This is a genomic window from Streptomyces sp. PTL18, from assembly GCF_059510295.1.
On record NZ_JCAJZO010000011.1, the window covers coordinates 141671 to 154984 of the forward strand.

12 protein-coding genes are annotated in these 13314 nt (G+C 70.5%); 11 read left to right on the top strand and 1 reads right to left on the bottom strand.

The window, feature by feature from the left end:
* Nucleotides 1–462 precede the first annotated feature (462 nt).
* The 4 genes from AC5WS8_RS22140 to ispG all read left to right on the top strand — a co-directional run bounded on the left by AC5WS8_RS22140 (nt 463) and on the right by ispG (nt 6484).
* Complete coding sequence (locus AC5WS8_RS22140; protein ID WP_496105176.1) at nt 463–2403, top strand: acyl-CoA dehydrogenase family protein; 1941 nt, start codon at nt 463–465, stop codon at nt 2401–2403.
* A 196-nt stretch (nt 2404–2599) separates the two neighbouring features.
* Nucleotides 2600–3856, top strand: coding sequence for a 1-deoxy-D-xylulose-5-phosphate reductoisomerase (gene dxr, locus AC5WS8_RS22145; RefSeq protein WP_496105177.1), 1257 nt, complete (start codon nt 2600–2602; stop codon nt 3854–3856).
* A complete protein-coding gene (locus AC5WS8_RS22150; RefSeq protein WP_496105178.1) occupies nt 3853–5157 on the top strand; it encodes a M50 family metallopeptidase in 1305 nt (434 codons plus the stop codon). The genes dxr and AC5WS8_RS22150 overlap by 4 nt, the downstream gene beginning before the upstream one ends.
* A gap of 169 nt (nt 5158–5326) precedes the next feature.
* Nucleotides 5327–6484, top strand: a complete 1158-nt coding sequence (gene ispG / locus AC5WS8_RS22155) for a flavodoxin-dependent (E)-4-hydroxy-3-methylbut-2-enyl-diphosphate synthase (RefSeq protein ID WP_496105179.1) — start codon at nt 5327–5329, stop codon at nt 6482–6484.
* 39 nt (nt 6485–6523) lie between these two features.
* Here ispG and AC5WS8_RS22160 read toward each other — a convergent pair whose 3' ends face one another.
* Nucleotides 6524–6988, bottom strand: coding sequence for an ATP-binding protein (locus AC5WS8_RS22160; protein ID WP_496105180.1), 465 nt, complete (start codon nt 6986–6988; stop codon nt 6524–6526).
* Between the two features lie 135 nt (nt 6989–7123).
* Here AC5WS8_RS22160 and AC5WS8_RS22165 point away from each other — a divergent pair, with 135 nt between their 5' ends.
* The 7 genes from AC5WS8_RS22165 (at nt 7124) to AC5WS8_RS22195 (ending at nt 13300) form a co-directional block, all read left to right on the top strand.
* Nucleotides 7124–7933, top strand: coding sequence for a helix-turn-helix domain-containing protein (locus tag AC5WS8_RS22165; protein ID WP_496105181.1), 810 nt, complete (start codon nt 7124–7126; stop codon nt 7931–7933).
* Nucleotides 7930–8190, top strand: coding sequence for a DUF397 domain-containing protein (locus AC5WS8_RS22170; protein WP_496105182.1), 261 nt, complete (start codon nt 7930–7932; stop codon nt 8188–8190). The genes AC5WS8_RS22165 and AC5WS8_RS22170 overlap by 4 nt, the downstream gene beginning before the upstream one ends.
* Before the next feature lie 106 nt (nt 8191–8296).
* Nucleotides 8297–9145 carry a GNAT family N-acetyltransferase gene (locus AC5WS8_RS22175; RefSeq protein ID WP_496105183.1) on the top strand — a complete coding sequence of 283 codons (849 nt, stop codon included), beginning with the start codon at nt 8297–8299 and terminating at the stop codon, nt 9143–9145.
* Between the two features lie 35 nt (nt 9146–9180).
* Nucleotides 9181–9744 (top strand): GNAT family N-acetyltransferase, encoded by a 564-nt coding sequence (locus AC5WS8_RS22180; RefSeq protein ID WP_496105184.1) that lies wholly within the window; start codon nt 9181–9183, stop codon nt 9742–9744.
* 107 nt (nt 9745–9851) lie between these two features.
* Nucleotides 9852–11555: a proline--tRNA ligase gene (locus tag AC5WS8_RS22185; RefSeq protein WP_496105185.1), complete on the top strand. Its 1704-nt coding sequence runs from the start codon at nt 9852–9854 to the stop codon at nt 11553–11555.
* Between the two features lie 153 nt (nt 11556–11708).
* Nucleotides 11709–12569 (top strand): ABC transporter ATP-binding protein, encoded by an 861-nt coding sequence (locus AC5WS8_RS22190; RefSeq protein WP_496105243.1) that lies wholly within the window; start codon nt 11709–11711, stop codon nt 12567–12569.
* A complete protein-coding gene (locus AC5WS8_RS22195; RefSeq protein WP_496105186.1) occupies nt 12566–13300 on the top strand; it encodes an ABC transporter permease in 735 nt (244 codons plus the stop codon). Before AC5WS8_RS22190 ends, AC5WS8_RS22195 begins: the two co-directional genes overlap by 4 nt.
* Nucleotides 13301–13314 lie beyond the last annotated feature (14 nt).

The window sequence follows — 13314 nt, forward strand, 5'->3', positions numbered from 1 at the left end:
CGACAGAGCGCGCATTGCGAAACAGGGCCGTGTGAGGGTGGATCGACAGTAGCTCGGCGGGGGTGGGCTGTCCAGAGTCTGTCGAAGCGCTTCGACAGGCACATGATTCCACCGAGCGCCCATGGCCGTCCGGCCGCCCCCGGGCGGCCGCTGACCGGGCGTATCCGAACCGTCCCCCGGAAGGCCCCACCTGCGCAACACTCTCGACGGCGCCCGTCGCGGTGGTGCGTCCTGGCCCGGATTGACATCGGGGCGCACCCGGTGGCGTCGGCCGAGGCGATTTTCACCGACGGGTCGGTGCGCGAGGACTGGTGACCTTGCCCGGATCGGGGTACCAACGATCGAGTAGCACCGGTCAGTAACGTACGCCCGCGAGATCGCCGTACGACCCTCCTGGTCGTTGTACGGCACCTTGTGTGGTGTACGTCCCCAAACATCCCGATTCGCGGCGAGGTGAGCCTCATGACCGCACCAACAGCCCCCACTCCCAAGCCGACGGTCACCGAGCGCGAGGCCCGCCAGGTCGCGGAGGCCGCGCGCGAGCAGGACTGGCGCAAGCCCAGCTTCGCCAAGGAACTGTTCCTCGGCCGTTTCCGGCTCGACCTCATCCACCCCCACCCGGTACCGGACGCCGAGGCCGTACAGCGCGGCGAGGAGTTCCTCGCCAAGCTGCGCGACTTCTGCGAGACGCACATCGACGGCGCCCGCATCGAGCGCGAGGCACGGATCCCCGACGAGACGATCACCGGGCTCAAGGAGCTCGGCGCCCTCGGCATGAAGATCGACACGAAGTACGGCGGTCTCGGCCTCACCCAGGTGTACTACAACAAGGCGCTCGCCCTCGTCGGCTCCGCGAGCCCCGCGATCGGCGCGCTGCTGTCCGCGCATCAGTCGATCGGAGTACCGCAGCCGCTGAAGTTGTTCGGCACGCAGGAGCAGAAGGAGACGTTCCTGCCGCGGTGCGCCCGCACCGACATCTCCGCGTTCCTGCTCACCGAGCCGGACGTGGGCTCCGACCCGGCCCGCCTGGCCACCACGGCCGTCCCCGACGGCGACGACTACGTCCTCGACGGGGTGAAACTGTGGACCACCAACGGGGTGGTCGCCGACCTGCTGGTCGTCATGGCGCGGGTGCCCAGGTCCGAGGGGCACAGGGGCGGCATCACGGCGTTCGTCGTCGAGTCGGCCTCCGAGGGCATCACCGTCGAGAACCGCAACGCCTTCATGGGCCTGCGCGGTCTGGAGAACGGCGTCACCCGCTTCCACCGGGTCCGCGTCCCCGCCGCCCACCGCATCGGTGAGGAGGGCCAGGGCCTCAAGATCGCCCTGACCACCCTCAACACCGGCCGCCTCTCCCTGCCCGCGATGTGCGTGGGCGCGGGCAAGTGGTGCCTGAAGATCGCCCGCGAGTGGTCCGCGGCCCGGGAGCAGTGGGGCAAGCCCGTCGCGCTGCACGAGGCGGTCGGTTCGAAGATCTCCTTCATCGCGGCGACCACCTTCGCCCTGGAAGCCGTCGTCGACCTGTCGTCGCAGATGGCCGACGAGGACCGCAACGACATCCGCATCGAGGCCGCCCTCGCCAAGCTCTACGGCTCCGAGATGGCCTGGCTGATGGCCGACGAGCTGGTCCAGATCCGCGGCGGGCGCGGCTTCGAGACCGCGGATTCCCTCCGGGCCCGCGGCGAGCGGGGCGTGCCGGCCGAGCAGATGCTGCGCGACCTGCGCATCAACCGCATCTTCGAGGGCTCCACGGAGATCATGCACCTGCTGATCGCGCGCGAGGCGGTGGACGCCCACCTGTCGGTGGCCGGCGACCTGATCGACCCGGAGAAGTCCCTGTCCGACAAGGCGAGGGCGGGCGCGAACGCGGGCGTCTTCTACGCCAAGTGGCTGCCGAAGCTGGTCGCCGGACAGGGCCAGGTCCCCGGCGCGTTCGGCGAGTTCCGCCGGGACGTGGACCTTTCCGGACACCTGCGCTTCGTCGAACGCAGCGCCCGCAAGCTGGCCCGGTCCACCTTCTACGGCATGTCCCGCTGGCAGGGCCGCATGGAGACCAAGCAGGGCTTCCTGGGCCGGGTCGTGGACATCGGCGCCGAGCTGTTCGCGATGGCCGCGGCCTGCGTACGCGCCGAGCACCTGCGCAGGACCGGGGACCACGGGCGGGAGGCGTACCAGCTGGCCGACGCCTTCTGCCGGCAGTCCCGCATCCGCGTCGACGAACTCTTCGACCGCCTGTGGACCAACACGGACGACCTGGACCGAAAGGTGGTCAAGGGCGTGCTGACCGGCACCTACGAGTGGCTGGAGGAGGGGATCATCGACCCCTCCGGGGACGGTCCGTGGATCGCCGACGCGACACCCGGCCCGACCCGCAAGGAGAACGTCCACCGCCCGATCCGGTGACCGACGGCTGTATGCCGTGCAGGGGGCACCGGCACGGGTGAGCCCCCGGAGCCCGGCGGACGCGGCGACGAGCAGATCGGCCGCGTCCGCCGAGGCGTCCTCGATGCCACGCACAGCCACGGATGCGCCCGGCGACGCACCCCCGGAGACGGGGCACCCTGTCCGGCCGCCTCCGCCGTACCGCAACAATGGAGGGATGAGCGACAGCCCAGCCCCTCTTGCCGACCCCCATCTCGTCTTCGACCCCGTGGACGGAGTGCGGGACGTCGTGATCCTCGGCTCCACCGGCTCGATCGGAACCCAGGCCATCGACCTCGTGCTGCGCAACCCCGACCGGTTCCGCGTCACCGGGCTCTCCGCCAACGGCGGCCGGGTCGCACTGCTCGCCGAACAGGCCCGCCGTCTGCGCGTGCGCACCGTCGCGGTCGCCCGCGACGACGTCGTACCGGCCCTGAGGGAGGCCCTGAGCGCACAGTACGGGCCGGGCGAGACCCTCCCCGAGGTGCTCGCCGGACCCGACGCGGCCACCCGGCTCGCCGCCTCCGACTGCCACACCGTGCTGAACGGCATCACCGGGTCCATCGGCCTCGCGCCCACCCTCGCCGCCCTGGAGGCGGGCCGCACGCTCGCACTCGCCAACAAGGAGTCGCTCATCGTCGGCGGACCCCTGGTCAAGGCCCTGGCCAAGCCCGGCCAGATCATCCCGGTCGACTCCGAGCACGCCGCGCTGTTCCAGGCCCTCGCCTCCGGCACCCGCGCCGATGTGCGCAGGCTCGTCGTCACCGCCTCCGGCGGCCCGTTCCGCGGCCGGACGAAGGCCGAGCTCGCGCACGTCACCCCCAAGGACGCGCTCGCCCACCCCACCTGGGCCATGGGCCCGGTCATCACGGTCAACTCCGCGACCCTCGTGAACAAGGGCCTGGAAGTGATCGAGGCGCACCTGCTGTACGACATTCCCTTCGATCGCATTGAGGTTGTCGTGCACCCGCAGTCGTATGTCCACTCGATGGTGGAATTCACGGATGGATCGACCCTGGCGCAGGCGACGCCCCCCGACATGCGGGGGCCGATCGCCATCGGACTCGGCTGGCCCGAACGGGTGCCGGACGCCGCGCCCGCCTTCGACTGGAGCAAGGCCTCGACCTGGGAGTTCTTCCCGCTCGACACCGAGGCGTTCCCGTCGGTGGGGCTCGCCCGGCACGTGGGGCAGCTCGCGGCGACGGCCCCGGCGGTGTTCAATGCGGCCAACGAGGAGTGTGTCGACGCGTTCCTGAACGGCGCCCTGCCGTTCCCGGGGATCATGGACACGGTCACACAGGTGGTCGAGGAGCACGGCACCCCTCGGCAGGGAACTTCCCTGACCGTCGCGGACGTCCTCGAAGCGGAGACCTGGGCGCGCGCCCGGGCCAGGGAACTGACGGCGCAGACGGCTACGGCGGAGGCTCGTGCATGACGACTCTGATGATGATCCTCGGCATAGTCGTCTTCGTGGTCGGCCTGCTGTTCTCGATCGCCTGGCACGAGCTGGGGCACCTGTCGACCGCCAAGCTCTTCGGCATCCGCGTGCCGCAGTACATGGTCGGCTTCGGCCCCACCGTCTGGTCGCGCAAGAAGGGCGAGACCGAGTACGGCATCAAGGCGGTCCCGCTCGGCGGCTACATCCGCATGATCGGCATGTTCCCCCCGGGCCCGGACGGCCGGATCGAGGCCCGCTCCACCTCGCCGTGGCGCGGGATGATCGAGGACGCCCGGGCGCAGTCCTTCGAGGAACTCCAGCCCGGTGACGAGACGCGGCTCTTCTACACGCGCAAGCCGTGGAAGCGCGTCATCGTCATGTTCGCGGGCCCCTTCATGAACCTGGTCCTCGCCGTGGTGGTCTTCCTCGGCGTGATGATGACCTTCGGCGTCCAGACCCAGACCACCACGGTCTCCAAGGTCTCCGACTGCGTCATCCAGCAGAGCGAGAACCGCAGCAAGTGCGAGAAGGGCGACCCGGCCGCACCCGCCCAGGCCGCGGGCCTCAAGCCGGGCGACAAGATCGTCGCGTTCGACGGGAGCAGGGTGAAGGACTGGTCCACCCTCCAGTCCGACATCCGCGCCAACCCCGGCAAGGACGTCACGATCACCGTCGAGCGCAAGGGACAGACGGTCGACCTGCACACGCACCTGATCAGGAACCAGGTCAGCAAGACCGACGGCAACGGCGGCTACGTCGAGGGCAAGTACGTCTACGCCGGCTTCCTCGGTTTCACCCCGGCCACCGGGATCGTGCAGCAGTCCCTCGACCAGTCCGTGCAGCGCATGGGCGACATGATGGCCAACGGCGTCGAGTCGATCGTCTCCCTGCCCGGCAAGATCCCCGCCCTGTGGGACGCGGCCTTCGGCAACGCCCCCCGCCAGCCCGACTCCCCGATGGGCGTGGTCGGCGCGGCCCGGGTCGGCGGCGAGGTCTTCACCCTCAACATCCCGCCGTCCCAGCAGATCGCGATGATGCTGATGCTGGTCGCGGGCTTCAACCTGTCCCTGTTCCTGTTCAACATGCTTCCGCTGCTCCCGCTGGACGGCGGGCACATCGCGGGCGCCCTGTGGGAGTCGCTGCGCCGCGGTGTTGCCAGGGTGCTGCGCCGCCCCGACCCGGGCCCCTTCGACGTGGCGAAGCTGATGCCGGTGGCGTACGTGGTGGCCGGGATCTTTGTCTGCTTCACCTTGCTCGTGCTGGTGGCAGATGTGGTCAACCCGGTGAAAATCTCGTAGCCACGGGGAGTTCGGGCGGCCGGGAAGACTGTCATCCCGGCCGCCGCCCATCGGGTGGGTTCACGGATGGTGATGTGCCGGGGTCCGCACCCGTGGCGTAATCTCGGAGCCCGGGACCCGCCGCTATCCGGGACCGGACCTTGATCCACGACTTGGGGTTGCACAGCAGATGACTGCGATTTCACTCGGCATGCCGTCCGTTCCGACCAAGCTCGCCGAGCGCCGGAAGAGCCGGCAGATCCAGGTCGGGCCGGTGGCGGTGGGCGGGGACGCCCCGGTGTCCGTGCAGTCGATGACGACGACGCGCACGTCGGACATCGGCGCGACGCTCCAGCAGATCGCGGAGCTGACCGCGTCGGGCTGCCAGATCGTGCGCGTGGCGTGCCCCACCCAGGACGACGCCGACGCGCTGGCGACCATCGCGAGGAAGTCGCAGATCCCGGTCATCGCCGACATCCACTTCCAGCCGAAGTACGTCTTCGCCGCGATCGAGGCGGGCTGCGCGGCGGTCCGCGTCAACCCGGGCAACATCAAGCAGTTCGACGACAAGGTCAAGGAGATCGCCAAGGCCGCCAAGGACCACGGCACCCCGATCCGGATCGGCGTCAACGCGGGCTCCCTGGACAAGCGACTACTCCAGAAGTACGGCAAGGCGACCCCCGAGGCGCTCGTCGAGTCCGCCCTGTGGGAGGCGTCCCTCTTCGAGGAGCACGACTTCCGGGACATCAAGATCTCCGTCAAGCACAACGACCCCGTCGTGATGATCGAGGCCTACCGGCAGCTCGCCGCCCAGTGCGACTACCCGCTGCACCTCGGCGTCACCGAGGCCGGCCCCGCCTTCCAGGGCACCGTCAAGTCGGCGGTCGCCTTCGGCGCGCTGCTCTCCCAGGGCATCGGCGACACCATCCGTGTCTCCCTGTCCGCGCCTCCGGTCGAGGAGGTCAAGGTCGGCATCCAGATCCTGGAGTCCCTCGGCCTGCGCGAGCGCGGCCTGGAGATCGTCTCCTGCCCGTCGTGCGGGCGCGCCCAGGTCGACGTCTACAAGCTGGCCGAGGAGGTCACGGCGGGTCTCACGGGCATGGACGTCCCGTTGCGCGTCGCCGTCATGGGCTGCGTCGTCAACGGCCCCGGCGAGGCCCGCGAGGCCGACCTCGGCGTCGCCTCCGGCAACGGCAAGGGGCAGATCTTCGTCAAGGGCGAGGTCATCAAGACGGTGCCCGAGTCGAAGATCGTGGAGACCCTCATCGAGGAGGCCATGAAGCTCGCCGAGCAGATGCAGAAGGACGGCACGGCCTCGGGAGAGCCGTCGGTGTCCGTCGCGGACTGAGCACCGCATCTTCTTCCCATTCCTCTTCCCGGAGTCCCGTCACCCGTCGGTGGCGGGACTCCGCCGTACTTCCGCCCAGACGCTCTTCCCGGGGCTGCGCGGCACGACGCCCCACAGGTCGGCCAGCGCCTCGACGAGCAGCAGCCCGCGTCCGGACTCCTCGCTCGCCGGGTCCCGCGGGGGCCGGGACCCGGGCAGCCGCTCCGTGCGCGTGTCGGAGACCTCCAGGCGCACCACCTCCGGCGTCTCGGTGAGCCGAACGTGGAAGTCCCGCCCCGGCACATGACCGTGCCGCACGGCGTTGGCGGCCAGCTCGGCTGCGATGAGCGTGACGGCCTCGTTGAGGGGACCGCCGTAGGGGTGCCCCCACTCGTCGAGACGGTGGGACACCAGACGCCTGGCGAGTCGCGCGCCGCGCGGAGTGGACGTGAACCGCATGGCGAACTCGTGTGCGGGCGCGGTGCGCTTCTGAATATGCCAGTTGGAGGGGCTTGCCGACTTCATACCGCTCACGGTCGCGCACCGTGCGTAGCGTTGGACAGGGGCTCCGCCGGGACCACCGCGGGTTGTACGCGGGCGGGTCGCGTCTGTACGCGCGGTGAGCCGTGACCACGGCTGCGCGGGAGCGGTGAGGGGTGCATGAGCGAGGAGCAGGCGACGGGCGTGGCCCACATCTTCGGACGGCAGTTGAAGAGGCTGCGCACGGCGGCGGGGATGGGGCGTGCCGAACTGGGGGCGCGGACGGGCTACTCCGAGTCGACCATCGCGTCGTTCGAGCAGGGGAGGCGGATCCCGTCGGCGGAGTTCATCGCCCGGGCGGACGAAGTGCTCGGGGGACGCGGGGTGTTGCTGGAGTTGGTCGAGGAGTTGCAACGGGCGCAGTATCCGGCGTTCTTCCGGGATGCAGCCAAGTTGGAGAAAGAGGCGATCGAGTGGCATGTGTACGACGCACGCGTTGTCAACGGCCTCTTGCAGACGCAGGACTACGCACGGGCGGTGTTCGCCATGGCGCGGCCCTTGCTCGATGAGGAGACGGTCGAGCAGCGAGTGGCCGCTCGCCTGGCACGGCAGGACTTTTTCTTGAGGAAGCCGCTTCCCGTCACTAGCTTTGTCATCGAGGAGGCGGTTTTGCGTGGCCGTCTCGGCGGACGGGCCGTCATGCGGGGGCAATTGGAGCAGGTGCTCCTCATCGGCCAGTTACGCAACGTGGCGATCCAGGTCATGCCGATCGACCGCGAAGAACATCCCGCGCTCACTGGTCCCTTCACCTTGATCGAGACGGCGCAAGGGCGCAGGATCGCATATGTGGAGGCGTACAAGCACAGTCGCCTCTTCACCGATCGTGGGACGGTCAGGGAACTGGAGGAGAAGTACAGCCTTCTACGCGCCCTAGCCCTGACACCAAGCGAATCGCTGGCTTTCGTAGAAAAGTTGCTGGGGGAGACATGAACGCCCAAGAGCCTTCCGAGTTGATCTGGTTCAAGAGCAGCTACAGCGATGACCAGGGAGGCCAGTGCGTGGAAGTGGCCCTCGCTCGGCGCAAGAGCAGCCACAGCAGAGGCGCCGGCGGCGAATGGGTAGAGGTAGCCACCCGCCCCACCACCATCCACGTCCGCGACTCCAAACACACCCCCGGAACCGGCCCCACCCTCATGATCGCGCCCGCCTCCTGGGAGGCGTTCACAGGTTTCGCCGGTCGGCAATGAGTCACTGCGATCCCACAAGCCACAGCAAACCCCCACCAGGCGGCACTGTCCAGGCGCGGCAGGTACAGTGCGGAGATCAGCAGACCCAAGGGTGAGGCTTCCGCACGTGTTGACGCAGACGACCACCCGGGTCCTCGAACCGAGTGACCTGGACGCCGCGCTCGCCGTCCTCGACCGCGAGCCGGTCGCGAACGCCTTCGTGACGTCCCGCGTCCATGTCGCGGGCCTCGACCCCTGGCGCCTCGGCGGCGAGATGTGGGGCTGGTACGAGGACGGCATGCTGACCTCGCTCTGCTACGCCGGTGCCAACCTCGTCCCGATCTGCGCCACCCCCCGCGCGGTGCGGGCCTTCGCCGACCGCGCCCGGCGCACCGGCCGCCGCTGCTCCTCGATCGTCGGCCCCGCCGAGTCCACCGCCCGGTTGTGGCAGCTGCTGGAGCCGAGCTGGGGGCCCGCCCGCGAGGTTCGCGCCCACCAACCGCTCATGGTCACCGACCGTATGCCCGACGGCATCGACCCCGATCCGTACGTCCGCCGCATCCGCAAGGACGAGCTGGAGACGATCATGCCGGCCTGCGTGGCGATGTTCACCGAGGAGGTCGGCGTCTCCCCGCTGGCCGGCGACGGAGGGCTGCTCTACCAGGCGCGGGTCGCCGAACTCGTCGGCGCGGGCCGCTCCTTCGCCCGCATCGACGACAGCGGGAGGGTCGTCTTCAAGGCGGAGATCGGTGCCGCGACCCCGCTGACCTGCCAGATCCAGGGCGTGTGGGTGGCCCCGGAGTACCGGGGGACGGGCCTGGCCGCACCGGGCATGGCGGCGGTGCTGCGTTACGCGCTGAGGGACGTGGCCCCGGTGGTGAGCCTGTACGTCAACGACTTCAACACCCCCGCGCGGCGGACCTACCACAGGGTGGGGTTCCAGGAGGTCGGGGCGTTCATGAGCGTCCTGTTCTGAGCGTCGCCGCAGGCACCCGCTGTAGGCTCACGACCATGCCTCGTACCGTCGACGATGTCGTGATCGGCGCCCTGGACCTGTCCGCCCGCGCCGAGGAGGCGCTCGCCGTCCAGGCCCTCGCGTTCGGACTGAGCGCCGACGAGGTCGCCGTACGCCGGCAGATCGTGCTGCGGCACATGACCTACCCGGGAGCCCGCGCGTTCGGCGCGACCACCTCGGACGGACGGCTCGTCGGGTTCGTGTACGGCATGCCCAACGACCGTGCGCACTGGTGGTCCACCGTCGTCCAGCCGTATCTGCGCGCCCAGGGCCGCGACGACTGGCTCGACGACTCCTTCGTGATCACCGAGCTGCACGTCCACCCCCTGTACCAGAACCGCGGCATCGGCCGGTCCCTGATCACCACCATCACCGACACCGCCACCGAACCCCGCTCGATCCTCTCGGCGATCGACACCGACAGCCCGGCCCGCGGCCTGTACCACTCGCTGGGCTACGTGGACCTCGCACGGCAGGTCCTCTTCCCCAGCGCGCCGAAGCCGTACGCCGTGATGGGCGCCCCGCTGCCGCTCCGCCGCCGAGGTCACTTCGGGCCTTAACCGATTTCCACCGGCACGGCAAGCCCGGCTAACCTCCTAGCCAAAACCTCCCCCACTCCCGGCTCGGCCCGAGCGGGGGGACCACCATCGGCAGGAGTACGAGAACCATGGCCAACGCACCGGTCCAGCGCATGTCCCAGTTGATGGCGAAGACGCTGCGCGACGACCCGGCCGACGCCGAGGTCCTCAGCCACAAGCTGCTGGTCCGCGCGGGCTATGTGCGCCGCACCGCCGCCGGTGTGTGGACCTGGCTGCCGCTCGGCAAGAAGGTCCTCGCCAACGTGGAGCGGATCGTTCGCGAGGAGATGGACGCCATCGGCGCCCAGGAGGTGCTCCTGCCCGCCCTGCTGCCCCGCGAGCCCTACGACGCGACCGGCCGCTGGGACGAGTACGGCGCCGAGCTGTTCCGCCTGAAGGACCGCAAGGGCGGCGACTACCTGCTCGGCCCCACCCACGAGGAGATCTTCACCCTGCTGGTGAAGGACCAGGCGTCCTCCTACAAGGACCTGCCGGTGATCCTCTACCAGATCCAGACCAAGTTCCGGGACGAGGCCCGGCCCCGCGCGGGCATCCTGCGCGGCCGTGAGTTCCTGATGAAGGACTCGTACTCCTTCGACCTGGAGGACGAGGGCCTGGCCCGGTCCTACGCCCTGCACCGCCAGGCCTACCAGCGCGTCTTCGAGCGGCTCGGCCTCGACTACCGGATCGTCGCCGCGACCGCGGGCGCGATGGGCGGCTCCAAGTCCGAGGAGTTCCTCGCCCCGGCCGCCGCCGGCGAGGACACCTTCGCCGACTGCCCGAACTGCGACTTCGCCGCCAACACCGAGGCGATCACCTACGAGCTGAAGCCGGCCGACGCCTCCGGCGTCCCGGCCGCCGAGGAGATCCCCACCCCGGACACCCCCACCATCGAGACCCTCGCCGCCTCCCTCGGCGTCCCGGCCTCCGCCACCCTGAAGAACCTCCTGGTGAAGGTCGACGGCGAGATCGTCGCCGTCGGGGTCCCCGGTGACCGCGAGGTCGACATGGGCAAGGTCGAGGCGCACTTCGCCCCGGCCGCCGTCGAGATGGTCACCGAGGCCGACTTCGCGGGCCGGCCCGACCTCGTCCGCGGCTACGTCGGCCCGCAGGGCCTGGGCGAGAAGGTCCGCTACATCGCCGACCCGCGCGTGGCGCCGGGCACCGCGTGGATCACGGGCGCCAACAAGGAGCACACCCACGCGAAGAACGTGGTCGCGGGCCGCGACTTCGAGGTCGACGAGTACGTGGACGTCGTCGTGGTGCAGGAGGGCGACCCCTGCCCGAAGTGCGGCACCGCGCTCAGGCTGGACCGCGCCATCGAGATCGGCCACATCTTCCAGCTCGGCCGCAAGTACACCGACGCCCTGAAGCTCGACGTCCTCGGCCAGAACGGCAAGCCGGTGCGCGTCACCATGGGCTCCTACGGCATCGGCGTCTCCCGCGCGGTGGCCGCGCTCGCCGAGCAGACCGCCGACGAGCAGGGCCTGTGCTGGCCCAAGGAGGTCGCCCCGGCCGACGTGCACGTGGTGGCCGCCGGCAAGGCGCTGCAGACCGAGCTGGCCCTCGACGTCTCCCAGAAGCTGGCGGCGGCCGGTGTCCGCGTCCTGGTGGACGACCGGGCCGGTGTCTCGCCCGGTGTGAAGTTCACCGACGCGGAGCTGATCGGCGTACCGCAGATCCTGGTGGCGGGGCGCCGCGCGGGCGAGGGCGTGGTCGAGCTCAAGGACCGCAGGACGGGCGAGCGCGAGGAGCTGACGGTGGACGAGGCGATCGCCCGCCTCACCGCCTGACCCCGTACGTCAGGGCACCACCCGCCCAGGGGCCGAACAGCCCTTGGGCGGGCGTCTCCCGTCCCTACTGGGCGGGCAGGTCCTTCGGGCATGATGAGGCCGCACACCAAGGGATCCGCGGATCTTGACCACCCGGAGGACGCCGTGTCCGACATGACTGGCCGGCACCGGTACCGGTTCGGCCCCGCCCGGTTGCGGCACGGGCGCACCCGGCCGCCGGCCGGGGCGGCCCCCACCGTACCGGCGCCGAATGGCAGCGGCCCGCAGACCCTGGCGGTCGAGGCCCGTGGGCTGCGGGTCGTCCGCGGCGGCCGGGAGGTGCTCCGCGGCCTGTCGTTCACCGTGCCCCGGGGCACGGTCACCGGCCTGCTGGGCCCTTCGGGCTGCGGCAAGACCACCCTCATCCGCAGCGTCGTAGGGACACAGATCACCGCCTCCGGTACGGTCACCGTCCTGGGCGAGCCGGCCGGATCCCGGCGGTTGCGCGGACGTGTCGGCTACGCCACCCAGAGTCCGGCCCTGTACCCGGACCTCACGGTCGCCGAGAACCTGCGCTACTTCGCCGCGCTGCTGCACGCGGAACCGGACGTCGAACGCGTCATCGCCGCCACCGACCTGGAGCGCCAGCGCGACCAGGCGGTCGGCTCCCTCTCGGGCGGCCAGCGGATGCGCACCGGGATCGCCGCCGCCCTGCTGGGCGCCCCGCCGCTGCTGGTGCTCGACGAGCCGACCGTCGGCCTGGACCCCGTCCTGCGCAACCAGCTCTGGCAGCTCTTCCACGCCCTGGCGGCGGACGGCACCACGCTGCTGGTCTCCAGCCACGTCATGGAAGAGGCCGGGCGCTGCGGACGGCTGCTGCTGATGCGCGACGGCCTGCTCCTCGCCGACGACACCCCCGACGCCCTGCGCGACCGCACCGGCACCGCCGATCTGGAGCAGGCGTTCCTCCGCCTGATCCAGGACGTTCCGCCCCGCGGGAACCGGCCCCACGAGCACGAGGAGACCGCGCCGTGACGACCTCGGCGAGCCGCGCCACCACGCGGCGCATCCTGCGCCAGCTGCGTCACGACCCGCGCACGGTGGGCCTGCTGCTGCTCGTCCCGGTCCTGCTCGTGGTGCTGCTGCGCTACATGTTCGACTCGGCGGCCGCCTTCGACCGGGTCGCCCCCGCGTTGCTGGGCATCTTCCCGTTCATCGTCATGTTCCTCGTCACCTCGGTGACGACCCTGCGCGAACGGACCTCGGGGACGCTGGAGCGGCTGATGACGATGCCGCTGAGCAAGCTGGACCTGCTGACCGGTTACGCCTGTGCCTTCGGCCTGCTCGCGGTGGTCCAGGCGCTGGCGGTCACCGGGGTGAGCGTGCGACCGCTCGGGCTGACGGTGTCCGGATCGATGGGCCTGCTGCTGACGGTGGCGGTGCTGGACGCCCTGCTCGGCACGGCGCTGGGGCTGTTCGTCTCGGCCTTCGCCCGGACGGAGTTCCAGGCCGTGCAGTTCATGCCCGCGGTGGTCTTCCCGCAGTTGCTGCTGTGCGGGCTGTTCGTCCCCCGGGCACACATGGCGCAGCCGCTCCGCTGGGCCTCGGACGTCCTCCCGCTCTCCTACGCCGTCGACGCCCTGGACCGGGCCGCCGCGGGCACCACCGGCACGGCCGACCTCGTCCGCGACCTCTCGGTGATCGCCGGTTCCGCCCTGGCCGCCCTGGCGCTCGCGGCCGCCACCCTCCGGCGGCGGACTCCCTGACGCCCGGTCCGCAG